Origin of the sequence: Streptomyces sp. NBC_00820, from assembly GCF_036347055.1 — a bacterium.
GTDB lineage: Bacteria > Actinomycetota > Actinomycetes > Streptomycetales > Streptomycetaceae > Streptomyces.
Genome location: NZ_CP108882.1, coordinates 6,629,781 through 6,654,616, shown reverse-complemented (window position 1 = coordinate 6,654,616; position 24,836 = coordinate 6,629,781). Strand labels below are relative to the sequence as shown.

The window sequence follows — 24,836 nt, the reverse complement described above, 5'->3', positions numbered from 1 at the left end:
GTCACCCCACGGGCCTACTTCTCGACCTCGGTGGCGAGGTTGGCGAGGACCGCGTCGTAGATCCGCCCGAGGCCCTTGGGGGCGAAGGTCCGCTCGAAGAAGCCGCCGATGCCGCCGGCGCCCTTCCAGGTGGTGGTGACGGTGACCCGGGAGCTGCCCTCACCGGCCGGGGTGACGCGCCAGGTGGTGACCATGGTGGAGTTGCGGTCCTTCTCGACCAGCTCGCCCTCGGTGGGCTCGGCGACCTCGAGGAGGCAGTCGCGCACCCGCTTGCTGGTGGCCTGGAGCTTCCAGTGGACGAGGGTGCCCTCGCCGTCGCCGCCCTCGCGCACCTCGTACTCGCTGAAGTGCTCGGGCAGCAGCTTGCGCCGGGTGCCGGTGTAGTCGGCGAGGGCGTCGAACACCTTCTCCGCGTCCGCCGCGACGACCCGCTCCGTAGTGGCCTCGACCTGCGCCATTGCGTTCCTCCAGGACCTGGTTTCTCGGGGTGGGGACCAGCCAACCACCCCGGCGCCCGGCCGCCCAAATCGGGGTCGGCACGATCATGGGAACATACGTTTCCATTCCGGGCACCGAGCCACCGACGAGGCGTCACACACAGGAAAAACCTCACCGTCGCGGCGACCGCCTCGGCCCGCCGGCCCCGGCTCACCCTCGCCTGAGACGTTCGAGGGCAACCCGCGACCCAATTGGGTCAACTCTGGGCAGAACGGGTTCTTCAGGGGCGCTGCCCCGGGACGATGCGGCGAGAGCCGTGGACCTCGCGGTTCGCGTCACCCTCCGTCCCGGGAGGACCCATGAGAACACGCGCAGCCGTGCTGTGCGCGACCGCCGCCGTCCTGGCGGGCTCGGTCACCGCCGTGCCGACCGCCGAGGCGGCCCCGGCGCAGCCCGCCTGGAAGAACTGCGGCACCAGCGACTACCCCACGCTCCAGTGCGCCTCCCTGGAGGTGCCGCTGGACCACACGAATCCGTCCGGCCGGCAGATCACCCTGGCCCTGTCCCGCGTCCCGCACACCGCGAAGACCTCCCAGGGCCCGCTGCTGGTCAACCCCGGCGGTCCCGGCGGCAGCGGTCTGTCGCTGGCCGGGTTCGTCGCCACCGCGCTGCCGAAGAAGGTGGCCGCGCAGTACGACGTCATCGGCTTCGATCCGCGCGGCGTGGGCAGGAGCACGCCCGCGCTGAACTGCTCGCCCGGCTGGTTCGGGCGGGTGCGCCCGGACACGGTGCCGGACACGCCGGCCGCCGAGGAGGCGGGCCTGAAGCGCGCCCAGTCCTTCGCCGCCTCCTGCGCCCGCACCTACGCGGACGTGCTGCCGTACATCGACACCATCAGCGCGGTCCAGGACATGGACGCCGTCCGGCAGTCCCTCGGCGCCCCGCGGATCAGCTACTTCGGCTACTCCTACGGCACCTACCTCGGTGCGGTCTACGCCAAGACGTACCCCACGCGCGTGCACCGTCTGGTACTGGACTCGGTCGTGGACCCGACGGGCGTCTGGTACGACGACAACATCGGCCAGGAGTACGCCTTCGACGACCGCCACCGCGCCCTGATGGCCTGGATCGCCAAGTACGACGCGCGGTACAAGCTCGGCACCGACCCGGTCAAGGTCGAGGCCAAGTGGTACGCGATGCGGGCCGCCCTCGCGAAGAAGCCGGCGCAGGACCGGGTCGGCGCCTCCGAGCTGGAGGACACCTTCATCCCCGGCGGCTACTACGACGGCTACTGGCCCTACCTCGCCGAGGCGTTCGCCGCGTACGTCAACGCCGGGAAGACCGGCCCGCTGGTGGAGGCGTACGACAACTTCGCCGCGGTGGACTCCTCGGGCGAGAACGGGTACAGCGTGTACTCGGCGGTGCAGTGCCGGGACGCCGGCTGGCCGCGCGACTGGAAGCGCTGGCAGCGGGACACCTGGGCGGTGTACGACAAGGCTCCCTTCATGGCCTGGAACAACACCTGGTACAACGCGCCGTGCGCGTTCTGGCCGGCCGCCACCCGCAAGCCGGTGAACATCGCCAACGGCAAGCTGCCGCCCGCCCTGCTCTTCCAGGCCACGGGCGACGCGGCGACGCCGTACCACGGCGGCGTGACGGCCCATCGGCTGCTCGCCCACTCCAGCCTGGTGGTGGAGGAGGGCGGCGGCAACCACGGCGTCACGCTCAGCGGCAACTCCTGCCTGGACCGGTACCTCGCCGACTACCTGACCGACGGCACGGTGCCGCGCGGCTCCGGCATGAGCGACGCCGACGCGGTGTGCGAGAAGTCCCCCGACCCCAAGCCCCTGACCGCGAAGGCGGCTTCGACGTCGTCACGGGGCTCGACCCTGCACGGGATGCTGGGCTTCCGCCGGTAGACGGACCCCCGGCCCGCCGGGGGCTGCCGGCAGGCGACTCCCGGCGGGCGACGGGCGGCGGGCGCGCGCAGGCGGTGACGGTTATTCACGGGCGTGCGTCACCGCCGGTCCCTAGGGTTCGGTCATGGACGACCGGCTCACCCGTATCCGCCCGATGACCCTCGCCGACTGCGACCGCGTCTCGGAGATCCGCATCCGCGGCTGGCAGCACGCCTACCGGGGACTCATGCCGCAGCCCTACCTCGACGCGCTGAGCGTGGCGCGGGACGCCGAGCGGCGGCGGGCCCGGTTCGGGCAGGGGGACGCTCCGGTGGTGAACCTGGTGGCCGAGCGGGCGGGCGAGACCGTCGGCTGGGCGGCGATCGGGCCGTACCGGGACGACGACGGGCCCACCGCCGACGCCGAGCTGTACGCGATCTACGTCGACCCCGCGCACCTGGGCGGCGGCGTCGGGCGGGCGCTGCTGGCCGAGTCCGTCGCGCGGTGCTCCGAGTACCCGCGGATGCTCCTGTGGGTCCTGAAGGAGAACGTGCGCGCCCGCCGCTTCTACGAGCGCGCCGGCTTCCGTGCGGACGGCGCCGAGGAGCCCTTCGACGTGGACGGCGCGGCGGTGCCCGAGGTGCGGTACGCCAGGGAGCTGTGAGGGGACGTCAGCTCCGCGGCTGCTGCTGCGGGATGCGGGCGAGGGCGTGCACGGCCGCCTCGGCGAGCGCGGGATGGGCGAGGGCCTCGTTCAGGACCCGGCGGGCACGCTGGTCGCCGAGGTCGCCCAGCCCCTGCACGCAGGCCAGGGCGACCCGGCGGTAGGGGTCGTGCGGGCGCAGCCGGCGCTCCAGGGTGGTGATCAGCGCGGGCACGGACTCGGGGGCGCGCAGCTCGGCCAGGAGCCGTACCGGGTACAGGGCGTAGGCGACCCGGAGTTCGTTGGTGGCGAGGGCGGCGGCGGCGCGGGCCGTGCGCGGGTCGCCGAGGCGGGCCAGGGCGTGGGCGGCGGAGGCGCAGCGGGGCGCGTCGCGGTGGTTGAGGAGCAGCACCAGGGACTCGAAGGCGCGGCGGTCGCCGGCCAGGCCGAGCCGGAACGCGGCCAGTTCCCTGGCCCACAGCGGCTGTCCGGGCGCGGTGAGGACGTCCGCGAGTTCGTCGTGGTCCCCGGTCGCCAGCAGCCGGTCGTACGCCGGCGTGCCGCGCGACTCCTGCCGTATGCGCTCCGTGAGCGAGCGCGACTCTTCGTCCACGGCGACCAGCGTAGGCGGGCGGCGCGGGCGGGGGGAGGTGCATCACCAAGTCGAGTGATGCCCAGGCCTGGCGCGCTCGTTACTCACGGGTTAAGCTCATACGAGCGAGTTACCCACTCGCGTGTTCCGTGGGCGACGGTTTGGTGACGCAGCCGTCGTGCGGGAACACACCCCACGCCTTCCGGGCGGTGGGGATGGTCGGTTCGGTACATCGGTACCGCGGTACGACCCGGCTCCGGGACAGGGCCGGTCGCACAACCGCCGCTCGCGGGCGTGTGCACGCCCCGCGCGGACGGCACCGGGCGTGTGCGCTCGCAGCCCGGCAACACCCGCACCTCTCTCCACTCCGGCGTGCGCACCGCGCGCGCCCGGCGTGTTCCTCGTCGTCACTTTCCTTTCTGGAGTCCCGCGATGGCCACTCCCCTGTCCCACACCCCTCTGTCTCCCCTCGCGACGATCGCCGTCGTCGGCCTCGGCACCATGGGCACCGGTATCACCGAGGTCCTGGCCAAGGCCGGCCGGCAGGTGATCGGCGTCGACGTCAGCGAGGCCCAGGCCGCCAAGGCCGTCGCCGCGCTGGAGACCGCGACCGCCCGCGCCGTGGAGCGCGGCCGGCTGACCGAGCGGGAGCGCACCGACGCCCTGGCCCGGGTCCGCACCTCCACCGACCTGCGCGCGGCGGCCGACGCCGACCTCGTGATCGAGGTGGTCCCGGAGTCGTACGAGATCAAGCAGCAGATCTTCCGTGAACTGGACGGGATCGTCCGGCCGGAGACGATCCTCGCGACCGGCACCAACGCCCTGTCGGTCACGCGCCTGGCCGCCGACTCGGCCCGTCCCGAGCGGGTGCTCGGGCTGCACTTCTTCAACCCGGCGCCCGCGATGAAGCTGGTCGAGGTCGTCTCGTCGGTGCTCACCGCGCCGCAGGCCGTCGCCGCGGTCACCGACCTGGCGATCGAGCTGGGCAAGGAGCCGGTCGCGGTCGGCGACCGCCCCGGATTCGTCGCGGACGGGCTGCTGTTCGGCTACCTCAACCAGGCGGCCGCGATGTACGAGGCCCGGTACGCCTCCCGCGAGGACATCGACGCGGCGATGCGGCTCGGCTGCGGCCTGCCGATGGGCCCCCTCGCCCTGCTGGACCTGATCGGCATCGACACCGCGCGCACGGTCCTGGAGGCCATGTACGCCGAGTCCCGGGACCGGCTGCACGCCCCCGCCCCGATCCTGAAGCAGCTCAGCGAGGCCGGCCTGACCGGCCGCAAGTCCGGGCGCGGTTTCTACAGTTACGAGGCTCCGGGCAGTGCCGCGGTCGTGGCCGACGCCCTGACCCCGGCGGGCTCCGGAACAGGGACCGCGGGCCGGCCGGTGCACTCGGTCGGCGTCGCCGGCTCCGGCACGATGGCGTCGGGCATCGCCGAGGTGTTCGCCAAGGCCGGGTACACGGTCGTGCTGGCCGCCCGCAGCCCGGAGAAGGCCGAGGCCGCCAAGGCCCGGATCGGCAAGTCCCTCGCGCGCTCCGTCGACAAGGGCCGGCTGACCGCCGAGGCCGCCGCCCTGACCCTGGACCGGATCACCCCGGCCGGCTCCTACGACGCCTTCGCCGACGTCGACCTGGCCGTCGAGGCGGTCGCGGAGGACCTGGAGGTCAAGCGGCAGCTGTTCGCGACGCTGGACAAGGTCTGCAAGCCGGGCGCGGTCCTGGCCACCACCACCTCCTCGCTGCCCGTCGTCGCCTGCGCCCGCGCCACCTCGCGCCCGCAGGACGTGATCGGCATGCACTTCTTCAACCCGGCCCCGGCGATGAAGCTGGTCGAGGTCGTCCGCACGGTCCTGACCGCCGACGACGTGCACGCCACGGTCCGCGAGGTGTGCGCCACGGTGCGCAAGCACGCCGTCGACTGCGGTGACCGCGCGGGCTTCATCGTGAACGCGCTGCTGTTCCCGTATCTCAACAACGCGATCAAGATGGTGCAGGAGCACTACGCGTCCCTCGACGACATCGACGCGGCGATGAAGCTGGGCGGCGGGTACCCGATGGGCCCGTTCGAACTGCTCGACGTCGTCGGCCTGGACGTCTCGCTGGCCATCGAGAAGGTGCTGCACCGCGAGTTCCGCGACCCGGGTCTGGCCCCGGCGCCGCTGCTGGAGCACCTGGTGGCCGCGGGCTGCCTCGGCCGCAAGACCGGCCGCGGCTTCCGCGAGTATGCCCGCCGCTGACGGCGGCGGCGACCGGGCCCGCGCCGGGCCGGACTGGGGCGGGCTGCTCGACCCGGGCGGGTTCCTCCCGCCCGGCCGGGCCGGCGCTCCCCCGTCCCCCGCGGCCGGGGGAAGCCCGGCACCCGCGCACCGAACTGCGTACATGCAGTACGTTCGGGTCATGTCCCAGCCCGCCAAGTCCTCCCGTACACCCGCTACGTCCGACGCGCCGGAGAGTGCCGCCGGCAGCCGCGCCGCCGCCCAGCGGCTCAAGATGCGCCGAGAACTGGCGGCCGCCGCGATGGAACTCTTCGCGACGAAGGGGTACGAGGCGACCACCGTCGACGAGATCGCGGCCGCGGCCGGGGTCGCGCGACGCACCTTCTTCCGTCACTTCCGCTCCAAGGAAGAGGCGATCTTCCCGGACCACGACGACACGCTGGTCCGCGCCGAGGCGGTCCTCAACGCCGCCCCCGCGCACGAGCATCCGCTCGACACCGTGTGCCGCGGCATCAAGGAAGTCATGAAGATGTACGCGGCGCGGCCGGAGATCTCGGTCGCCCGCTACAGGCTGACGCGCGAGGTGCCCACCCTGCGCGAGGCCGAGATCGCCTCCGTGGCCCGCTACGAGCGCCTGTTCACCCGCTATCTGCTCGGCCACTTCGACGAGCACGCGCACGCCGACGACGCCAACGACGACCCCCTGCTCGCCGAGGTCGCCGCCTCCGCGGTCGTCACCGCCCACAACCACGTCCTCAGGCGCTGGCTGCGGGCCGACGGACAGGGCGACGTGGAGGCCCAGCTCGACCACGCCTTCGCGATCGTCCGCAAGACCTTCGGCAACGGCATCGGCGCCGGCCGCGGCCCGGCCGCCCAGGCGTCCGCCGGCGCCCCCGTGACGGCCTCCGCGCACGGCGAGGTGCTGGTGACCGTCGCCCGCACCGACGCGCCGCTGGAAGAGGTCATGCGGACCATCGAGGAGGCGCTGAAGGAGCGCTGAGCGCCCTAGGGGGTGTCTCTTCGATCTTCGTGGATCAGGCCGCGGCGTCCGGTGCGGTGCCTCGGCGTGCGGCCGGATCGTCCTCGTACTGGGCGTACGTGGGCGATTCGGCCGTGCGGCGAGGTGCCGGGCCGGGCGTCGCGGACCCACGAAGATCGGGGAGACACCCCCTGGCACCGATCCGCTGTGATGACGGCCACCCCGCCGGGGTGGCCGTTTTGGCATGTCAGAGGGCGTTTTCCGGCGGTTTTCAGAGCCCGTTCGATCGATCATCGCTCATTTGTTACGTAAAGATTTCATCTGAGACGAACTCCTGGCACTCAGTGCCTTGCGACCTGACACGCGGTGTCATACGTTGATTGTGTCCGGGCGGCCGGCGTGCAGAGACCATACGTACGCCGGCTGTCCCCGCAAGCCTCTCCTGGGCTCGACCGAGCAGGGGGGATCCCGAGCTTGCGCGCCCGGGCGCCTGCGTCACAGGCAACCTTCCGCGCCACAAAGCGCCGCCGAAGCACCACCCCCGCCGAACCGACGGCACCACTCTCACGCAAGACCTCAAGCGCTCTTCCAGCAGCACCGACGAACCCCCAGCACCCCTCCCTCAGGGTGCTCACCGCCGGAGGCAACACCGTGACCGTGAAGGACATCCTCGACGCGATCCAGTCGCCCGACTCCACGTCGGCCGACTTCGCCGCTCTGCCGCTCCCCGACTCGTACCGCGCGATCACCGTGCACAAGGACGAGACGGAGATGTTCGCGGGCCTGGAGACCCGCGACAAGGACCCGCGCAAGTCGATCCACCTGGACGAGGTGCCGGTGCCCGAACTGGGCCCGGGCGAAGCCCTGGTGGCCGTCATGGCCTCCTCGGTCAACTACAACTCGGTCTGGACCTCGATCTTCGAGCCGCTGTCGACGTTCGGCTTCCTGGAGCGCTACGGCAAGCTCTCGGAGCTGACCAAGCGCCACGACCTGCCGTACCACATCATCGGTTCCGACCTCGCGGGCGTCGTGCTGCGCACCGGCCCGGGCGTCAACGCCTGGAAGCCCGGCGACGAGGTCGTCGCGCACTGCCTCTCCGTCGAGCTGGAGTCCTCGGACGGCCACAACGACACGATGCTCGACCCCGAGCAGCGCATCTGGGGCTTCGAGACCAACTTCGGCGGCCTGGCGGAGATAGCGCTCGTCAAGTCCAACCAGCTGATGCCGAAGCCCGCGCACCTGTCGTGGGAGGAGGCGGCGGCCCCCGGCCTGGTCAACTCCACCGCCTACCGCCAGCTGGTCTCCCGCAACGGCGCCGGCATGAAGCAGGGCGACAACGTCCTCATCTGGGGCGCGAGCGGCGGACTGGGCTCCTACGCAACGCAGTTCGCCCTCGCCGGCGGCGCCAACCCCATCTGCGTGGTGAGCAGCCCGCAGAAGGCGGAGATCTGCCGCGCCATGGGCGCCGAGGCGATCATCGACCGCAACGCCGAGGACTACAGGTTCTGGAAGGACGAGCACACCCAGGACCCCAAGGAGTGGAAGCGCTTCGGCAAGCGCATCCGCGAACTCACCGGCGGCGAGGACGTCGACATCGTCTTCGAGCACCCCGGCCGCGAGACCTTCGGCGCCTCGGTCTACGTCACCCGCAAGGGCGGCACGATCGTCACCTGTGCCTCGACCTCGGGCTACAACCACGAGTACGACAACCGCTACCTGTGGATGTCCCTGAAGCGGATCATCGGCTCGCACTTCGCCAACTACCGCGAGGCCTGGGAGGCCAACCGGCTCGTCGCGAAGGGCAAGATCCACCCGACGCTGTCGAAGGTCTACTCCCTGGAGGAGACCGGCCAGGCGGCCTACGACGTGCACCGCAACCTCCACCAGGGCAAGGTCGGCGTGCTGTGCCTGGCCCCCGAGGAGGGCATGGGCGTGCGCGACGAGGAGATGCGCGCCAAGCACGTCGACGCCATCAACCGCTTCCGCAACATCTGAGCACCCCGAGGTCATAGATGACAGAGCGTCAGCCTGCCGACGGTGTACGGGAGCCCGCGCCTGCGGCTCAGGGCGCGCCGGTGCCGAAAGAGACGAAGCCGAGGGAGCGCAGCGACCGCGGGCTGAGGAACGTCGGCACCGGCACGGAGCACCCTGCGCCGCAGGCGCAAAAAGAAAGGGACCGGCCGTGGCTCATGCGCACGTACGCCGGCCACTCCACGGCCGAGGCGTCCAACGAGCTGTACCGGCGCAACCTCGCCAAGGGCCAGACCGGCCTGTCGGTGGCGTTCGACCTGCCGACACAGACCGGCTACGACCCCGACCACATCCTCGCCCGCGGCGAGGTCGGCCGGGTCGGCGTGCCCGTCTCGCACCTCGGTGACATGCGCCGGCTGTTCCAGGACATCCCCCTGGAGCAGATGAACACCTCGATGACGATCAACGCCACCGCCATGTGGATGCTGGCGCTCTACCAGGTCGTCGCCGAGGAACAGGGCGTGGACATCACGCAGCTCCAGGGGACGACCCAGAACGACATCGTCAAGGAGTACCTCTCCCGGGGCACGCACGTCTTCCCGCCGGGACCGTCGCTCCGCCTGACGACGGACATGATCGCGTACACGGTCTCCCACATCCCCAAGTGGAACCCGATCAACATCTGCAGCTACCACCTGCAGGAGGCCGGGGCCACTCCGGTGCAGGAGATCGCGTACGCGATGTCCACCGCCATCGCCGTCCTCGACGCCGTGCGCGACTCCGGCCAGGTGCCGGCCGAGCGCATGGGCGACGTGGTGGCCCGTATCTCCTTCTTCGTCAACGCGGGCGTCCGCTTCGTCGAGGAGATGTGCAAGATGCGCGCCTTCGGCCGCATCTGGGACAAGGTCACCCGGGAGCGGTACGGCATCGAGAACCCCAAGCAGCGCCGCTTCCGCTACGGCGTCCAGGTCAACTCCCTGGGCCTGACCGAGGCGCAGCCGGAGAACAACGTCCAGCGGATCGTACTGGAGATGCTGGCCGTGACCCTCTCCAAGGACGCCCGCGCCCGCGCCGTGCAACTCCCCGCCTGGAACGAGGCGCTGGGGCTGCCCCGGCCGTGGGACCAGCAGTGGAGCCTGCGCATCCAGCAGGTGCTGGCGCACGAGAGTGACCTGCTGGAGTACGAGGACATCTTCGCGGGCTCGCACGTCATCGAGGCGAAGGTGAGCACGCTCGTCGAGGAGTGCCTCGCCGAGATGGACCGGATCGAGGCGATGGGCGGCGCGATGGCCGCCGTCGAGTCCGGCTACCTCAAGGCGCAGCTGGTCGCCTCGCACGCCGAGCGCCGGGCCCGCATCGAGTCCGGGCAGGAGAAGATCGTCGGCGTCAACATCTTCGAGACGACCGAGCCGAATCCGCTCACGGCCGACCTGGACACCGCGATCCAGACGGTCGACCCGGCGGTCGAGGCCCGCGTCATCGAGGCGATGGGCACCTGGCGGGACACGCGCTACCAGCCGCCGTTCAACCACCCGCGCCCCTGCAAGGCGCTGGAGCGGCTGAAGGAGGCCGCCAAGGGCACCGGCAACCTCATGGCGGCCACGCTGGAGTGCGCCCGCGCCGGGGTGACCACCGGCGAGTGGGCGGGCGCGCTGCGCGAGGTGTTCGGCGAGTACCGGGCCCCGACCGGGGTCTCCTCGGCGCCGGTGGCCGTTCCCGCCGAGCCGGGCTCGGCCATGGCGGACGTCCGCGCCAGGGTGGACGTCACCGCCCGCGACCTGGGCGTGGGCAAGCTGCGCTTCCTGGTCGGCAAGCCGGGCCTGGACGGCCACTCCAACGGCGCCGAGCAGATCGCCGTGCGGGCCCGTGACGCGGGTTTCGAGGTGGTCTACCAGGGCATCCGGCTGACGCCCGAGCAGATCGTGGACGCGGCCCTGGCGGAGGACGTCCACGCCGTGGGCCTGTCCATCCTCTCCGGCTCGCACGCCCAGCTGGTGCCCGACGTACTCCAGCGGCTGCGTGTGGCCGGTGCCACAGATATACCCGTGATCGCAGGTGGCATCATCCCGAACGGTGACGCCGAACTTCTCCGCGCCGAAGGAGTGGCCGCGGTGTTCACCCCGAAGGACTTCGACATCACCGGAATTATCGGCCGCATCGTCGACGAGATCCGGAAAGCGAACAAGCTCGACCCCCTGGAGGTCCCCGCATGACCGTCAACCGTCTTCGTCCGCGGCGTTCCTGCCTCGCCGTGCCCGGGAGCAACCCGCGCTTCCTGGAGAAGGCGCAGGGCCTCCCCGCCGACCAGGTCTTCCTGGACCTGGAGGACGCGTGCGCGCCGCTCGCCAAGCCCGAGGCGCGGCACACCATCGTCAAGTTCCTCAACGAGGGTGACTGGACGGGCAAGACGCGGGTCGTGCGCGTCAACGACTGGACGACCGAGTGGACGTACCGCGACGTCGTGACGGTGGTCGAGGGCGCCGGCCAGAACCTCGACTGCATCATGCTGCCGAAGGTGCAGACCGCCCAGCAGGTCGTCGCGCTCGACCTGCTGCTGACCCAGATCGAGAAGACGATGGGCTTCGAGGTCGGCCGGATCGGCATCGAGGCGCAGATCGAGAACGCCCAGGGCCTGAACAACGTCAACGAGATCGCCCAGGCGTCCCCGCGCGTGGAGACGATCATCTTCGGCCCGGCCGACTTCATGGCGTCGATCAACATGAAGACCCTCGTGGTGGGCGAGCAGCCGCCCGGCTACCCGGCGGACGCCTACCACTACATCCTGATGAAGATCCTGATGGCCGCCCGCGCCAACGACCTCCAGGCGATCGACGGCCCCTACCTGCAGATCCGTAACGTCGACGGCTACCGCGAGGTCGCCCGGCGCGCCGCCGCGCTCGGCTTCGACGGCAAGTGGGTGCTGCACCCGGGCCAGGTCGAGGCGTCCAACGAGATCTTCTCGCCCTCCCAGGAGGACTTCGACCACGCCGAGCTGATCCTGGACGCGTACGACTACTGCACGTCCGAGGCCGGCGGCAAGAAGGGCTCGGCGATGCTCGGCGACGAGATGATCGACGAGGCCAGCCGCAAGATGGCCCTGGTCATCTCCGGCAAGGGCCGGGCCGCGGGCATGCAGCGCACCAGCAAGTTCGAGATTCCGGAGGCGTGAGCATGCAGTTCGGGCGCACCTACGAGGAGTTCGAGGTCGGGGCGACGTACAAGCACTGGCCGGGAAAGACGGTCACGGAGTACGACGACCACCTGTTCTGTCTCCTCACCATGAACCACCACCCGCTCCACATGGACGCCAACTACGCGGAGAACACGACCGACTTCGGCAAGAACGTCGTCGTCGGGAACTACATCTACTCCCTCCTGCTCGGCATGTCCGTCCCGGACGTCTCCGGCAAGGCGATCGCCAACCTGGAGATCGAGTCGCTCAAGCACGTGGCGCCGACCTTCCACGGCGACACGATCTACGGCCAGACGACCGTGCTCGACAAGTGGCCGTCGAAGTCGAAGAACGACCGCGGGATCGTCCACGTCGAGACCAAGGGCTACAAGCAGGACGGCACCCTGGTGTGCGTATTCCGCCGCAAGGTGATGGTGCCGACCGAGACGTACATCAAGGAGCGCGGCGGCGAGCAGCCCGGCCGCCCCGAGCTGAACGCACCTACGGCAAAGACGGAGAAGTAGAGATGGCGCGCCTCGCCCAGACCGCCGGTCTGACCGACATCCAGCAGGAGATCCTCTCCACCGTCCGGGACTTCGTCGACAAGGAGATCATCCCGGTCGCGACCGAGCTGGAGCACCGCGACGAGTACCCGCAGGCGATCGTGGACGGCCTGAAGGAACTCGGCCTGTTCGGCCTGATGATTCCCGAGGAGTACGGGGGCCTGGGCGAGTCGCTCCTCACCTACGCGCTGTGCGTGGAGGAGATCGCCCGCGGCTGGATGTCGGTGTCCGGCATCATCAACACGCACTTCATCGTGGCGTACATGCTCAAGCAGCACGGCACGCAGGAGCAGAAGGACCACTTCCTGCCGCGCATGGCGGCCGGCGACATCCGGGGCGCGTTCTCGATGTCGGAGCCGGCCCTGGGCTCCGATGTGTCGGCGATCACGTCGAAGGCGGTCAGGGACGGCGATGAGTACGTCCTGAACGGCCAGAAGATGTGGCTGACGAACGGCGGAACGTCCTCGCTCGTGGCCGTCCTCGTACGAAGTGACGAAGGACACCCCGAGGGCACGGCCCCCCACAAGTCGATGACGACCTTCCTGGTGGAGAAGGAGCCCGGCTTCGGCGAGGTCCGTCCCGGCCTCACGATCCCCGGCAAGATCGACAAGATGGGCTACAAGGGTGTCGACACCACCGAGTTGATCATGGACGGCCTGCGCGTTCCGGCCGACCGGGTGCTCGGCGGCGTCACCGGCCGAGGTTTTTACCAAATGATGGACGGAGTCGAGGTCGGCCGCGTGAATGTCGCGGCACGTGGCTGCGGCGTCGCGCAGCGTGCGTTCGAACTGGGCGTCTCGTACGCCCAGCAGCGGCACACCTTCGGCAAGCCGATCGCCCAGCACCAGGCGATCCAGTTCAAACTGGCCGAAATGGCCACCAAGGTCGAGGCCGCGCATGCGATGATGGTCAACGCGGCACGCAAAAAGGACTCCGGGGAGCGAAACGACCTCGAAGCAGGGATGGCGAAGTACCTCGCCTCCGAATACTGCAAGGAAGTCGTGGAGGACGCCTTCCGGATCCACGGCGGCTACGGCTTCTCGAAGGAGTACGAGATCGAACGCCTTTACCGGGAAGCTCCGATGCTGCTCATCGGTGAAGGCACCGCCGAGATCCAGAAAATGATCATCGGGCGCAGGTTGCTCGAAGAATATCGATTCCAGGGCTGATTGTCCGGAAACGGGGTGTTTTCTTCGAGAAGAAGATCACACCCCGTCGGCGGCTTGCCGATAGTCTTCAGCCGCCGACTCGGCTTCCTGGCTTGCCCAGTTGTAACCCGCTCCCGGTACGATCCCGGAAACGCCGCCGTCCCCGTTCACCGCGCGGCCTCATCCGCTACGAAGGTCATCCATGCCCCACAGCCAAACCTCTGCACCTCGCGACAGCCGAGCCGGCGTACGCCTCGCGCGCGGAGCATCGCCGTGGCTTCTTCCGACCGTCGCCACCGCAGCCCTCAGCCTGGCCCGCGCCCGCCGCTCGGGCGTCGCCAAGGCCGTCGCCGTACCCGCCACCGCGCTCGCGGCGGGCATGCTGTGGTTCTTCCGCGACCCCGAGCGGGAGATCACCCAGGGCCGGGTCATCTCCCCCGCCGACGGTGTGGTGCAGAGCATCATGCCGTGGAAGGACGGCCGCACGCGCGTCGCGATCTTCATGAGCCCGCTCAACGTCCACGTCAACCGCGCGCCGCTTTCCGGCACGGTCACGTCGGTCGAGCACATCCCCGGCGGCTTTGTTCCGGCTTTCAACAAGGAGAGCGAGAACAACGAGCGCGTAGTCTGGCATTTCGACACCGAACTCGGCGACATCGAGATGATCCAGATCGCCGGCGCGGTTGCCCGCCGCATCGTGCCCTACATCCCTGAGGGCACGAAGGTCGAGCAGGGCGACCGGATTGGTCTGATCCGCTTCGGCTCGCGTGTCGACCTCTACCTGCCCGAGGGCGTGGAGGTCGCGGTCGAGGTCGGGCAGAAGACCGTGGCTGGGGTGACTCGCATTGACCGTGATTGATCCTGAAACTCAGGCGGGCTGGGTGCCCGAGGCCGAGGAGGTCGACGACGAGGAGGAGATGCCACTTTCTCTCCGCCTGTCGATAGCGGACACCCTCACCCTCGGCAACGCCACGTGCGGCTTCATGGCGGTGTACTTCACCACCACCGGGATCCTGATCCCGCACCTCACCGGCAGCCAGGAATCCGGCATGGCCCGCCACAGCGCGGCCACGGCGGTCATCCTCATGCTCTGCGCGGCGGTCTTCGACCTCTTCGACGGGCTGGTGGCCAGGAAGCTGCGCTCCTCCCCGATGGGCGCGGAGCTGGACAACCTCTCCGACCTCATCAGCTTCGGCCTCGCGCCCGCCTACTTCGTGCTCGTCTACGGCATGGTCGCCGACGACGCGCACCAGAGGGTGGCGGCGCTCGGCGCGATCGTCGTCCTGCTGGCCGTCGTCCTGCGCCTCGCGCGCTTCTCGTGCGTGACGGTGAAGGACGGCATCTTCCAGGGCATGCCCTCGCCGTTCGGCGCGCTCACGGTCGTCTCCATCGTGCTGCTGGAGCTGCCCTTCCCGGCGACGCTCATGGCGATCCTGGGCACGGCGTGGCTGATGGTGAGCCGGGTCGAGTACCCGAAGCCGCGTGGCCGCCTCGCCGGCGCGGTGCTCGTCTGGATCGTCCTGTCCATGGGCCTCCTGGCCGCCTGGGCCTTCGACGCCCCGGGCGGACAGCTGCTCCTCCAGACGGGCTGCGCCCTGCAGCTGGTCATGGGCGCGGTGATCCCCCTGTTCGCCACGGCTCGCCGGGTGAACAACTTCCGCGACAACCGGCGGGAGGCGCGCGCGGCCCAGCTGCCGTGACCCCCGCGCTCCGCTGTGAGGGCCCCGGACCTGAGTAAGGTCCGGGGCCCTTCGCTGTCTGTGCCGTCTGTGCCGGCACCCGGTGACGGCGTGCCCCCTGAGGGCTCCGCCCCCAGACCCCTGTTTGCCCATCCAGCCGCCCGTCCCAGTTGGCTGGATGGGTCCCCATTCGACTTACCGAGTCGGGTGGTGGGTGGGCATAGGCCGGGGGTCTGGGGGCGGCGCCCCCAGGGACCTCAACGCAAACAGTCCTCAGCGATCCGGGCGGCGAGGCGTTCCAGCAGCGGCCCCGCGTCCGTGATGCAGCGGGAGACGTCGGGCTCGACGGAGGTCAACGGGTAAGCCGCACGAATCCCGGCTCGCTGAAGCACCCCGGACTCCAGCGCGAGCCTCCCGCACACCGCCACGACCTCCTTGCCGGCCGCCCGAGCCGCCGCGGCGACCCCCGCCGGCGCCTTCCCGTGCAGCGTCTGCTCGTCCAGCGACCCCTCCCCCGTGATCACCAGATCCGCCCGCTCCAGCGCCGCCGCGAACCCGAGCACCTCCAGCATCACCTCGATCCCGGGACAAAACCGCGCCCCCAGCAGCAGCGCGCCGTACCCGACACCGCCCGCAGCCCCCGCGCCGGGCGCCACCGCGTACTCCCCGGCCCGCGCCCCCACCTCGGCCTCCAGCACCTTCGCGAAGCGGGCCAGCGCGGCGTCCAGGACCGCGACGTCCTGCGCCGAAGCCCCCTTCTGCGGCCCGTACACCGCGGGCGCCCCCTTCGGCCCGGACAGCGGATTGTCGACGTCGCTCGCGAGGACCAGCTCCACCGAGGACAGCCGCGCATCGAGCCCGGACAGGTCGGCGCGCGCGAGACGCGCGAGGCCCCCGCCGCCCGGCGGCACCGGCTCCCCGTCCGCGTCCAGGAACCGCGCGCCCAGCGCCGCCAGCATCCCGGCCCCGCCGTCCGTCGTCGCGCTCCCGCCGACGCCGAACACGATCGTGCGCGCCCCCGCGTCCAGCGCGGCCCGCAGCAGCTCCCCGGAGCCGTACGTCGACGCCGTGAGCGGCGCGAGGACACCGGCCGGCAGCCGCTGCAACCCGCTCGCCTCGGCCATCTCCACCACCGCCGTGTCACCGCGCAGTGCGAACGCCGCCGTGACCTCCTGCCCCAGCGGCCCGGCGACCCGCACCTCGCGGCGCTCGAAGCCCGCCGCCACCGCCGCGTCCACGGTCCCGTCGCCGCCGTCGGCCACGGGCAGCGCCTCGACCTCGACCGAGGGCACGACCCGGCGCAGCCCGGCCGTCACACGCTCGGCGACCTGCGCGGCCGTCAGTGAGCCCTTGAACTTGTCCGCGGCGATGAGTACCCGACGGGGCTCGTTCCCGCTTGCGTCCGCCACTTTGTCTTCCCCTTGCTCTGCGGGCCCCGCACCGGGGGCCGGTCACGCCGCTGCGACCATAACGCCACCTCACGGCCGCGGTCATGCCCCGCCCGGCCCGGGAAACCCCAGCTCACGGGAGGTGGGCGACCCCACTGGAAAGCGGGCAGAGGGGTAGACGGCAGGTATGAACGACCACGGCACCGTGCCCGACCTCGCCGACCGCGTCCACGGCGGCTGGCTCGGCCGGATCGCCGGCAACATGCTCGGCAAACCGGTCGAGCGAGGTGACGTATGGACGCGCGAGCGCATCGACCGCTACCTGCGGCGGGCCGGCGCCCTCCCGCTCACCGACTACCTGCCGGAGCCCGCCGACGCGGCCGACACCGCCGTCCTTCGCCCGGAGTGGCGTCAGTGCGTGCGCGGCCGTGTCCACGGCAGCTGCCGGGACGACGACGTCGACTACGCGATCCTCGCCCTGGACCTGCTGGAGACCCACGGCTTCGGCTTCAGCACCGAGCAGGTCGGCGAGCTGTGGCTGCTCAGGCTGCCGTACCTGCAGACGTTCACCGCGGAACGGGCGGCGTACCGCAACCTCGCGAACGGTCTGAAGCCGCCGCTGACGGCGACGTACGACAACCCCTACCAGGACTGGATCGGCGCCCTGATCCGCGTCGACGTCTACGCCTGGACGTGCCCGGGCGACCCGCCCCGCGCCGCCTCGCTGGCCCGCCGGGACGCGGTGCTGTCGCACACGGGCAACGGCGTGTACGCCGCGATGTGGGCGGCCGCGCTGATCTCGGCGGCGTTCACCGCGCCGAGCGTGCGGGACGCGCTGCGCACGGCCCTCACCGTGATCCCGCCGGGCAGCCGGCTGTCCCGCACCGTGCGCCGGGTGATGTCCCTGCACGAGGCCGGACTGTCCTGGGAGCAGACCCTGGCGACCGTGTCCGAGGAGACGGCCGGCCTCGGCTGGATCCACGCGGTGCCCAACGCGGCCGTCCTCACCGCCGGCCTGCTGTACGGCAACGACGACTTCACCCGGACCGTCGGGCTCACCGTGCGCGGCGGACTGGACACCGACTCCAACGGGGCGACGGCGGGCTCGTTCGCCGGGGTGCGCACCGGGGCGGCGGCCGTCCCGGCCCAGTGGAAGGACCCGCTCCAGGACACGGTGCGCAGCGCGGTGTGCGGTTTCGACGGCGTACGGATCAGTGCGCTGGCCGAACGCACCCTGCGCCTGGCGACGGCGGGACCGTGACCCCGCGTGGGCTGGTTACCCTTCCTGGATGACCACCACCGAAGACTTCGCCGCGTACATCGCGAGCCTGCCTCGCGTCCTCGCCGGCGCCGCCGCCCTGTTCCGCGACGCCGAGGGGCGGATCCTGCTGGTCGAGCCCAACTACCGGGAGGGCTGGGCGCTTCCGGGCGGCACCATCGAGTCGGACGACGGCGAGACGCCCCGGCAGGGTGCGCGCCGCGAGACGCTGGAGGAGATCGGCCTGGACCGCGACCTCGGCCGGCTCCTCGCGGTGGACTGGGTCCCGGGCACGTCCCGCCCGCCGGTGGTGTTCTACCTCTACGACGGCGGGGTTCTCGGCGAGGCGGACCTGAAGTCGATCCGTCTGCAGGAGGAGGAGCTCCTCTCCTGGCGTCTGGTGCCCCGCGAGGAGATCGCCGCCCACCTCCCCGGCGCCACCGGCCGCCGCGTCCTGACGGCCCTGGACATCCTGGCCGACGGCTCGGACACGGCGGAACTGGAGAACGGCCACCGCGTGGCCTGAGGAGGGCGAGCGGGTGAGGTGTTGCACGCGTGAAGAGACTGTGTTGCCGATGATCTTCAATGGCCGGCCGGTCACATGTCTGTCCCAGCGGTCGGTGGCCGGGGCGGCTCACGGCGACTCGCGGCGAAGGCCGCGGAAACCGGTGGCCGTGCGTGCGGAGCAGTGCGTCGGCGCGGGCGCCGGACAGGGCGTTCGGGCCCGTTTCCCGGGCCCGACAGCGGTGCGCGGCAGGGGTTCGGGGTCGGACTCGCAGGGGTGCGCGCCCGGCGGTGACGCCGGCTCACTCGCGTAGTCGCGTGTAACAGGCATGTACGGGGAGGCGGGCGGGGGGAACGTTCCTCGGGCCGAGCGGGTCTTGATGATCAGTAACGCTCGCTCGTGCCGGGCAAACGGCACGGACCGCAAAGGACGTAAAGAAATGACGCGCGCCAGGCACCTCACCCTCGCCGCCGTGGCCCTCGCCGCGGGCCTCTCGCTCACCGCCTGCCAGGGAAGTGACGACTCCGCCGCGAGCACGAACGACTCCGGGTCCTCTTCGTCCGCCTCCTCCGCCTCGTCTTCGTCCACGTCCACGTCCTCGTCCTCGGCCTCCGGCGGCAGCAGCACCTCCGGCGCGAACGCCACGGGCACCAGCGGCTCGACGGCCCCTACGGACCCCGCCCCGGGCAGCGGCGGCGGGCAGGTCACCACCGGCCTCTGCAAGACGGCGGACCTCGAGTTCGGCCTCGCCCACGGGATGGCCGAGGGCGAGATCGTGGTCAGCTTCAAGAACACCGGCGGCGACGCCTGCTCCCTCAAGGGCTTCCCCGGCGTCGATCTCAAGTCCCCGGGCAGCTCCGACGCCCTCAGCGCCGGGCGCAGCAAGCTCGCCGCCCCGGCCGTCGCCGTCCGTCCGGGCGAGGCGACCCGCTTCACCCTCCACTACCCGCCGAACAACAGCGGTGGCAGTGGCCTGGCCGTGAACGCCCTCGTCGTGACGCCGCCCGGCGAGACCCACTCCAAGACCCTGCCGGTCAGTTTCAGCCTCCCGGTCAGCACCGACGCCACCGGCGGCGTCACGGTGGACCCCGTCGGCACCGGCAAGCAGTAGGACCCTGCCCCCGGGGCCGCGCCGGATATCCGTTCGCCCCGGATGGGTGTGCGTCCTACCCTCGGCCCATGGACAGGCCTCTCATCGCGATCCTCAGTGGCGCGGGCGTCTCCACCGATTCCGGGATCCCCGACTACCGCGGCCCGAACGGACTGTGGCGGACGGATCCCGAGGCCGAGAAGCTCGTGACGTACGAGTACTACATGAACGATCCGGAGATCCGGCGCAGGTCGTGGCAGCTGCGCCGGAAGAACCGGGCCCTGCTGGCCGAGCCGAACGCGGCACACCGGGCGGTCGCCGAGCTGGAGAGGTCCGGCATCCCGGTACGGGTGCTCACGCAGAACGTGGACGGCCTGCACCAGCTGGCCGGGATGCCGGCCCGCAAGGTGCTGGAGCTGCACGGCACCGCGCGCCGGTTCGTGTGCACGCGGTGCCACGCCCGGGGCCCGATGGAGGACGCGCTGGCCCGGGTCGAGGCCGGCGAGGAGGACCCGCCCTGTCTGGAGTGCGGTGGCATCCTGAAGTCGGCGACCGTCATGTTCGGCCAGCGGCTCGATCCGGCCGTCCTGGGTGACGCCCTCGCCATCACCAAGGCCTGCACCGTCTTCATCGCCGTCGGCTCCAGCCTCCAGGTCCAGCCCGCCGCGGGCCTCGCGGGCGTCGCCGCCGACAACGGCGCACGCCTCGTCATCGTCAACGCCGATCCGACCCCGTACGACGAGATCGCCGACGAGGTGATCCGCGAACCCATCGGCACGGCGTTGCCCACGCTGCTGCGCGACCTGGCGGACAGGTCCTAGAAGAGGGCCGCCGACCTTTCGAAGTCCAGCAGTCGGCGCTTGCGGTCCAGGCCGCCGCCGTAGCCCGTCAGACTGCCGGTGGAGCCGATCACGCGGTGGCAGGGGACGATGACGCCGATCGGGTTGCGGCCGTTGGCGAGGCCGACCGCGCGGGAGGCGCCCGGGTTGCCGAGTTCGTCGGCGAGTTGGCCGTAGGTACGGGTCTCGCCGTAGGGGATCAGGGTGAGCTGATGCCAGACCTTGCGCTGGAATTCCGTTCCCCCGAGCGAGAGTTCGAGCGTGAACTCGGTCAACTCGCCCGCGAAGTAGGCCTTGAGCTGCTCCTCGGCCGCGGCGAACGCGGGCAGGGAGTCGTCGCGCGGGCCGAAGGTCTCCTCGGCGGGGCGGTGGCGTTGGTCGGTCATGTACAGGCCGCACAGCACCTCGTCCTCGGCGACGAGGGTGAGCGGGCCGTACGGGCTGTCGGTCACGGTGTGGTGTCTCACTGGTTTTCCTTGCACGGGCCTTGTCCTGGAAGGAAGTTGATCGGGTGGCTGTCGGTCGCCCACAGGTACTGCACGGCGTAGGCGCGCCAGGGACGCCAGATCTCGGCGCGGGCGGTGAGCGCGGCCGGGGTGGCGGGCAGGCCCAGTTCCTGGGCGGCGCGGCGGACGCCGAGGTCGGTGGGGAGGAAGGCGTCGGGGTCGCCGAGGGCGCGCATGGCGATGACGTCGACCGTCCAGGGGCCGAAGCCGGGCAGGGCGAGCAGTCGGGTCCGGGCCTCGGTCCAGTCGGACTCGGGGCCCAGGTGGAGCGTTCCGTCCGCGAGTTGGCCGACGAGGCCAGCGAAGGTGGTACGCCGGGTGCGCGGCATCGCCAGCGTCTCGGGGTCCACCGCGGCCAGTGCCTCGGAGGACGGGAAGAGGTGGGTGAGGCCGCCCTCGGGGTCGTCCAGCGGTTTGCCGTGGGCGGTGACCAGGCGGGCCGCGTGGGTGCGGGCGGCCGCCGTGGACACCTGCTGTCCGAGCACGGCGCGTACGGCGAACTCGGCCTCGTCGACCGTGCGCGGCACCCGTCGGCCCGGGGCCCTGTCCACCAGCGGGGCGAGCAGCGGGTCGGCGCGCAGCCGGTCGTCGACCGCGACCGGGTCGGCGTCCAGGTCGAGCATCCGGCGGCAGCGGCTGATGGCCACGGTCAGGTCGCGCAGGTCGCTGAGGGTGAGGCGGCAGGCGATGTGGTCGGGGCGGGGGGCGAGGGCGACGATCGCGTGGCCGTACGGCAGCCGGAGCGTGCGCCGGTAGGCGCCGTCCCGCCACTCCTCCACTCCGGGTACGGCGGTGGCGGCCAGGTGACCGAAGAGGTTGCCGGGGTTGAGCGGGGCGCGGAAGGGCAGCCGCAGCACAAGGGTGCCGGGCGCCGCCGGGGCGCTGGTGCGCGGCAGGCGTGCGCGCAGTTCGCTCGGGGTCAGGGCGAAGATCTCGCGCACCGTGTCGTTGAACGTGCGGATGGAGGAGAAGCCGGCCGCGAAGGCGATCTCCGCCATCGGCAGGGGCGTCGTCTCGATCAGCAGCCGCGCGGTCTGGGCGCGCTGGGCGCGGGCGAGGGCGAGCGGTCCGGCGCCCAGTTCGGCGAGCAGCTGGCGCTCCACCTGCCGGGTGGAGTAGCCGAGCCGGGCGGCCAGTCCGGGCACTCCCTCGCGGTCCACGACGCCGTCGGCGATCAGCCGCATGGCGCGGGCGACCAGGTCGGCGCGCTGGTTCCACTCCGGGGAGCCGGGGCTGGTGTCCGGGCGGCAGCGCTTGCAGGCCCGGAATCCGGCCTGCTGGCAGGCGGCCGCGCTGGGGTAGAACGTCATGTTCTCCGGCTTGGGCGGCACCACCGGGCAGCTGGGCCGGCAGTAGATGCGGGTGGTCAGGACCGCCGTGAAGAACCAGCCGTCGAACCGCGCGTCCTTGGACTGCACCGCGCGTACGCAGTGCTCCCGGTCGAAGCGCGTGCCGGTCTCTGCGGTGCTCCCCCGGCCGCTCCCCGGGGTGTTCCGCCGGCCGCCCGCTCGGGCGCTCCCTGTCTCCATGGGTCCAGGATCGGTCACCGGACGGGTGCGGCGCTGGCGAGAATCCGACACGTAGGTGGGCCCCGGGCCCGAGCCTGGCCGGTCGGCCCGGCCGCTCGGCCCAGCTGCCCGGACCCACTGCTCGGCCCGGCCGCTCAGCCCAGCTGTCCCCGCTCACGGAACCGGGCGACCCACTCGGAGGTCGTGCGCAGGCCGCCGAAGGTGTAGAAGTGCACCTTCACGATGCCGTGCCGCCCGGGGTCGTACCGCTCGGCGAGGGCGTCCAGGAAGCGGTCCGGGCCCGTCGTGCCCACGAGGTTGGTCAGCGAGAAGCCGTACTTGCGGGCGACGGAGGCGCTGGTGGCGACGCCGAAGCGGGTCGCGTAGCCGAGCAGCCGGCGCACTCCGGCCGGGCCCGGGACGCCGACGCGGACCGGCAGGCGCACCCCGCGGGCGCGGGCGGCCTCCAGCCAGCCGAGGACCGGGTCGGCGTCGAAGCCGAACTGGGTGATCACGTCACCGGCCAGCCGTCCGGCGCCGAGGGCCGCCGACTTGTCGGTGAGCGCCGACCACAGGGTGTTGTCGGAGATGGCCGGGTGGCCCTCCGGGTAGCCGCTGACGCCGATGTGCCGGACGCCGTAGTGCTGGAGGAGGCCGGTACGGATGACGGAGAGGGCGTCCTCGTACGGCCCCTCCGGGCGGGCCGGGTCGCCGCCGACCACGAACACGTTCTCGGCGGTGCCGTCCTCCGCGAGCCCGGACAGGAACTCCTCCAGGTGGGCCCGGGAGGGCAGGCGGCGGGCGGAGATGTGCGGCACGGGCACGAATCCGAGCCGCTTGACCGCACGGGCGGCGGCCAGCCGCATGCCGAGGTCCTCGCCGGCGAGGAAGGTGACGTTGATCCGTGTGCCCTGGGGGATGCCGGCGTGGGCCTCCTCCAGCTTCGGTATGTCCTTGCCGGTCATCTCCAGCGAGAAGTCGTCCAGCAGCGCGGTGCCCACCGCGGGCGTGGCTATGACGGCGGCGTTCAAACGTGCTCCTCGTGCGACCTGCGACTACCGTGACCTGCCGCGACCGGGTACCACCGGTTCCGGGCTCGGCCTCGGTCTCGGCCTCGGTCTCGGCCTCGGCCGATGATGCCATGCGGGCGGGGTGCGCCCGGTGCCGAGGGGTGGTCGCGGGGCGCGGGGCGGTCAGTCGGCGAGGTCGATGACGGACTCCCGCCGGGCGAACCAGGCGAGGGTGTCGCGGATGCCGTCCTCGACGGAGCGCTCGGGGCGCCAGTCGAGGAGTTCCTCGGCCCGCTTGCTCCGGCAGAAGGCCCCTGCGCTGTCCCCGGGACGGCGCCCCGCCTCGACGGCGGGCAGCGGTGCGCCGGCGACGTTGGCGAAGGCGTCCAGCAGCTCGCGGACGGTGGTGCCCGTGCCGGTGCCGAGGTTGATCACCTCGTAGGTGGCGGGGCCGGAGGCGGGCAGGAAGGTGTCGAAGCGCCGGATGGCCTGGATGTGGGCCCGGGCCAGGTCCCAGACGTGCACGTAGTCGCGGATGCCGGAGCCGTCCCGGGTAGGCCAGTCGGTGCCGGTGACCGCGAACGGCTCCCCGCTCTCGCGGGCCTCGATCATCTTGCCCAGGGCATGGCTGGGCCGGCGGACCTGGAGGCCGGTGCGCAGCTCGGGGTCGGCCCCGATGGGGTTGAAGTAGCGCAGGGACACCACACGGATGTCGCCGGTGGAGCTGATGTCCTCCAGCGCCGTCTCGAACAGGGCCTTGGTACGGGCGTAGGGGCTGAGCGGGGCGAGGGGTGCCCCCTCGTCCACGGCGAAGTCCTCGCCGGCGCCGTAGATCGACGCGGAGGAGCTGAAGATGAGCCGGCGGCAGCCGTTGCGGACGACGTGGCCGAGGAAGGCGATGCCTTTCGCCACGTTCTCGGTGTAGTAGCGCAGGGGCTGCGCGACGGACTCGGGGACGACGATGAGGGCGGCGCAGTCGATGACCGCCTCGATCTCCGGGTGCTCCGCGAAGACGCGGTCGACGAGGGCGCCGTCGGCGATGTCCCCCTCGTAGAAGGTGCGTCCGGCCGTGAACTCGCGGCGGCCGGTCACCAGGTTGTCGAGGACGACCGGCTCGATACCGCTGTCGAGACAGGCGGACGCGATGGTGCTGCCGATGAAGCCGGCACCGCCGGCGATGAGTACCTTCACGCGCGACTCCCTGGTGGATCCTGTCCCGCCATGGCCACACTCCGCGGTGACCATGGACCGTCCGGGCAGCCTATCGGGGCCCGGCACCGGCCCCTCCCGCGGCGGAGAGGGCCGGTCGCGGTTCCCCGGCGTAGGGGTGGTCGCGGTTCTCCGGCTGAGGGGTGGTCGTGGTTCCACGCCGGAGGAGCGGCCGCCGTTCTCCGGCGGAGCGGCCGTCGCCACGCCGTTCGCGTTCGGCGGG

At 71.6% G+C, this 24,836-nt stretch carries 22 protein-coding genes; 15 read left to right on the top strand and 7 right to left on the bottom strand.

All coding sequences use genetic code 11. The features are described from left to right. Positions 1-14: 14 nt before the first annotated feature. Positions 15-458, bottom strand: a complete 444-nt coding sequence (locus OIB37_RS29745) for an SRPBCC family protein (protein WP_330460695.1) — start codon at positions 456-458, stop codon at positions 15-17. A gap of 339 nt (positions 459-797) precedes the next feature. Here OIB37_RS29745 and OIB37_RS29740 point away from each other — a divergent pair, with 339 nt between their 5' ends. Continuing rightward, positions 798-2,357, top strand: coding sequence for an alpha/beta hydrolase (locus OIB37_RS29740; RefSeq protein ID WP_330460694.1), 1,560 nt, complete (start codon positions 798-800; stop codon positions 2,355-2,357). A gap of 124 nt (positions 2,358-2,481) precedes the next feature. Continuing rightward, entirely contained in the window at positions 2,482-3,000 is a 519-nt protein-coding gene (locus OIB37_RS29735; protein WP_330460693.1) for a GNAT family N-acetyltransferase, read from the top strand. Between the two features lie 7 nt (positions 3,001-3,007). On the opposite strand, the gene OIB37_RS29730 is transcribed toward OIB37_RS29735, so the two are convergent. Continuing rightward, complete coding sequence (locus tag OIB37_RS29730) at positions 3,008-3,592, bottom strand: adenylosuccinate lyase (RefSeq protein WP_330460692.1); 585 nt, start codon at positions 3,590-3,592, stop codon at positions 3,008-3,010. Positions 3,593-4,003: 411 nt separating this feature from the next. Here OIB37_RS29730 and OIB37_RS29725 point away from each other — a divergent pair, with 411 nt between their 5' ends. The 9 genes from OIB37_RS29725 to pssA all read left to right on the top strand — a co-directional run bounded on the left by OIB37_RS29725 (position 4,004) and on the right by pssA (position 15,321). Further along, complete coding sequence (locus OIB37_RS29725) at positions 4,004-5,809, top strand: 3-hydroxyacyl-CoA dehydrogenase family protein (protein ID WP_330460691.1); 1,806 nt, start codon at positions 4,004-4,006, stop codon at positions 5,807-5,809. A 160-nt stretch (positions 5,810-5,969) separates the two neighbouring features. Then, a complete protein-coding gene (locus OIB37_RS29720; protein WP_330460690.1) occupies positions 5,970-6,788 on the top strand; it encodes a TetR family transcriptional regulator in 819 nt (272 codons plus the stop codon). 636 nt (positions 6,789-7,424) lie between these two features. After that, positions 7,425-8,762, top strand: a complete 1,338-nt coding sequence (gene ccrA, locus OIB37_RS29715) for a crotonyl-CoA carboxylase/reductase (protein ID WP_330462014.1) — start codon at positions 7,425-7,427, stop codon at positions 8,760-8,762. Positions 8,763-8,884: 122 nt separating this feature from the next. Beyond that, positions 8,885-10,951, top strand: coding sequence for a protein meaA (locus OIB37_RS29710; RefSeq protein ID WP_330462013.1), 2,067 nt, complete (start codon positions 8,885-8,887; stop codon positions 10,949-10,951). After that, complete coding sequence (locus OIB37_RS29705) at positions 10,948-11,907, top strand: HpcH/HpaI aldolase/citrate lyase family protein (protein WP_330460689.1); 960 nt, start codon at positions 10,948-10,950, stop codon at positions 11,905-11,907. The genes OIB37_RS29710 and OIB37_RS29705 overlap by 4 nt, the downstream gene beginning before the upstream one ends. A 2-nt stretch (positions 11,908-11,909) precedes the next feature. Further along, the gene (locus tag OIB37_RS29700) at positions 11,910-12,434 is read left to right on the top strand and encodes a MaoC family dehydratase (RefSeq protein ID WP_330462012.1); all 525 of its coding nucleotides are present in this window, start codon (positions 11,910-11,912) and stop codon (positions 12,432-12,434) included. A gap of 2 nt (positions 12,435-12,436) precedes the next feature. Next, entirely contained in the window at positions 12,437-13,642 is a 1,206-nt protein-coding gene (locus OIB37_RS29695) for an acyl-CoA dehydrogenase family protein (RefSeq protein WP_330460688.1), read from the top strand. Positions 13,643-13,823: 181 nt separating this feature from the next. After that, a complete protein-coding gene (locus OIB37_RS29690) occupies positions 13,824-14,480 on the top strand; it encodes a phosphatidylserine decarboxylase (protein ID WP_330460687.1) in 657 nt (218 codons plus the stop codon). Between the two features lie 22 nt (positions 14,481-14,502). Continuing rightward, positions 14,503-15,321: a CDP-diacylglycerol--serine O-phosphatidyltransferase gene (gene pssA / locus OIB37_RS29685; RefSeq protein WP_330462011.1), complete on the top strand. Its 819-nt coding sequence runs from the start codon at positions 14,503-14,505 to the stop codon at positions 15,319-15,321. Between the two features lie 236 nt (positions 15,322-15,557). Here the strand turns inward: pssA and OIB37_RS29680 are convergent, their stop codons facing one another. Next, positions 15,558-16,709 carry a glycerate kinase gene (locus OIB37_RS29680; RefSeq protein ID WP_330460686.1) on the bottom strand — a complete coding sequence of 384 codons (1,152 nt, stop codon included), beginning with the start codon at positions 16,707-16,709 and terminating at the stop codon, positions 15,558-15,560. Positions 16,710-16,875: 166 nt separating this feature from the next. Here OIB37_RS29680 and OIB37_RS29675 point away from each other — a divergent pair, with 166 nt between their 5' ends. The 4 genes from OIB37_RS29675 to OIB37_RS29660 all read left to right on the top strand — a co-directional run bounded on the left by OIB37_RS29675 (position 16,876) and on the right by OIB37_RS29660 (position 20,362). Beyond that, positions 16,876-17,949, top strand: a complete 1,074-nt coding sequence (locus OIB37_RS29675; protein ID WP_330460685.1) for an ADP-ribosylglycohydrolase family protein — start codon at positions 16,876-16,878, stop codon at positions 17,947-17,949. 28 nt (positions 17,950-17,977) lie between these two features. Next, positions 17,978-18,472 carry an NUDIX hydrolase gene (locus OIB37_RS29670; RefSeq protein WP_330460684.1) on the top strand — a complete coding sequence of 165 codons (495 nt, stop codon included), beginning with the start codon at positions 17,978-17,980 and terminating at the stop codon, positions 18,470-18,472. A gap of 418 nt (positions 18,473-18,890) precedes the next feature. Then, positions 18,891-19,562 (top strand): DUF4232 domain-containing protein, encoded by a 672-nt coding sequence (locus OIB37_RS29665; protein ID WP_330460683.1) that lies wholly within the window; start codon positions 18,891-18,893, stop codon positions 19,560-19,562. A 68-nt stretch (positions 19,563-19,630) separates the two neighbouring features. Beyond that, on the top strand, positions 19,631-20,362 hold the full coding sequence (locus OIB37_RS29660) for an SIR2 family NAD-dependent protein deacylase (RefSeq protein WP_330460682.1): 732 nt from the start codon (positions 19,631-19,633) through the stop codon (positions 20,360-20,362). Here OIB37_RS29660 and OIB37_RS29655 read toward each other — a convergent pair. The 4 genes from OIB37_RS29655 to galE form a co-directional block, all read right to left on the bottom strand. After that, entirely contained in the window at positions 20,359-20,847 is a 489-nt protein-coding gene (locus tag OIB37_RS29655; protein ID WP_330460681.1) for a methylated-DNA--[protein]-cysteine S-methyltransferase, read from the bottom strand. The two genes, OIB37_RS29660 and OIB37_RS29655, sit on opposite strands and share 4 nt — an antisense overlap. Next, the gene (locus OIB37_RS29650; protein ID WP_330460680.1) at positions 20,844-22,415 is read right to left on the bottom strand and encodes a DNA-3-methyladenine glycosylase 2 family protein; all 1,572 of its coding nucleotides are present in this window, start codon (positions 22,413-22,415) and stop codon (positions 20,844-20,846) included. The genes OIB37_RS29655 and OIB37_RS29650 overlap by 4 nt, the downstream gene beginning before the upstream one ends. Before the next feature lie 134 nt (positions 22,416-22,549). Continuing rightward, positions 22,550-23,359 carry a methylenetetrahydrofolate reductase gene (locus OIB37_RS29645; protein ID WP_330462010.1) on the bottom strand — a complete coding sequence of 270 codons (810 nt, stop codon included), beginning with the start codon at positions 23,357-23,359 and terminating at the stop codon, positions 22,550-22,552. 228 nt (positions 23,360-23,587) lie between these two features. Beyond that, positions 23,588-24,595, bottom strand: coding sequence for a UDP-glucose 4-epimerase GalE (gene galE / locus OIB37_RS29640; protein WP_330460679.1), 1,008 nt, complete (start codon positions 24,593-24,595; stop codon positions 23,588-23,590). Positions 24,596-24,836: the final 241 nt, after the last annotated feature.

Excerpts from the sequence above, each read along its gene's own strand:
- OIB37_RS29650 (WP_330460680.1), bottom strand. The coding sequence starts at position 22,415 with ATGGAGACAGGGAGCGCCCGAGCGGGCGGCCGGCGGAACACCCCGGGG.
- OIB37_RS29740 (WP_330460694.1), top strand. The coding sequence starts at position 798 with ATGAGAACACGCGCAGCCGTGCTGTGCGCGACCGCCGCCGTCCTGGCG.
- OIB37_RS29720 (WP_330460690.1), top strand. The coding sequence starts at position 5,970 with ATGTCCCAGCCCGCCAAGTCCTCCCGTACACCCGCTACGTCCGACGCG.
- OIB37_RS29670 (WP_330460684.1), top strand. The coding sequence starts at position 17,978 with ATGACCACCACCGAAGACTTCGCCGCGTACATCGCGAGCCTGCCTCGC.
- OIB37_RS29745 (WP_330460695.1), bottom strand. The coding sequence starts at position 458 with ATGGCGCAGGTCGAGGCCACTACGGAGCGGGTCGTCGCGGCGGACGCG.
- OIB37_RS29705 (WP_330460689.1), top strand. The coding sequence starts at position 10,948 with ATGACCGTCAACCGTCTTCGTCCGCGGCGTTCCTGCCTCGCCGTGCCC.
- OIB37_RS29735 (WP_330460693.1), top strand. The coding sequence starts at position 2,482 with ATGGACGACCGGCTCACCCGTATCCGCCCGATGACCCTCGCCGACTGC.
- OIB37_RS29695 (WP_330460688.1), top strand. The coding sequence starts at position 12,437 with ATGGCGCGCCTCGCCCAGACCGCCGGTCTGACCGACATCCAGCAGGAG.
- OIB37_RS29660 (WP_330460682.1), top strand. The coding sequence starts at position 19,631 with ATGGACAGGCCTCTCATCGCGATCCTCAGTGGCGCGGGCGTCTCCACC.
- OIB37_RS29700 (WP_330462012.1), top strand. The coding sequence starts at position 11,910 with ATGCAGTTCGGGCGCACCTACGAGGAGTTCGAGGTCGGGGCGACGTAC.
- OIB37_RS29645 (WP_330462010.1), bottom strand. The coding sequence starts at position 23,359 with ATGACCGGCAAGGACATACCGAAGCTGGAGGAGGCCCACGCCGGCATC.
- OIB37_RS29665 (WP_330460683.1), top strand. The coding sequence starts at position 18,891 with ATGACGCGCGCCAGGCACCTCACCCTCGCCGCCGTGGCCCTCGCCGCG.
- OIB37_RS29675 (WP_330460685.1), top strand. The coding sequence starts at position 16,876 with ATGAACGACCACGGCACCGTGCCCGACCTCGCCGACCGCGTCCACGGC.
- OIB37_RS29725 (WP_330460691.1), top strand. The coding sequence starts at position 4,004 with ATGGCCACTCCCCTGTCCCACACCCCTCTGTCTCCCCTCGCGACGATC.
- OIB37_RS29690 (WP_330460687.1), top strand. The coding sequence starts at position 13,824 with ATGCCCCACAGCCAAACCTCTGCACCTCGCGACAGCCGAGCCGGCGTA.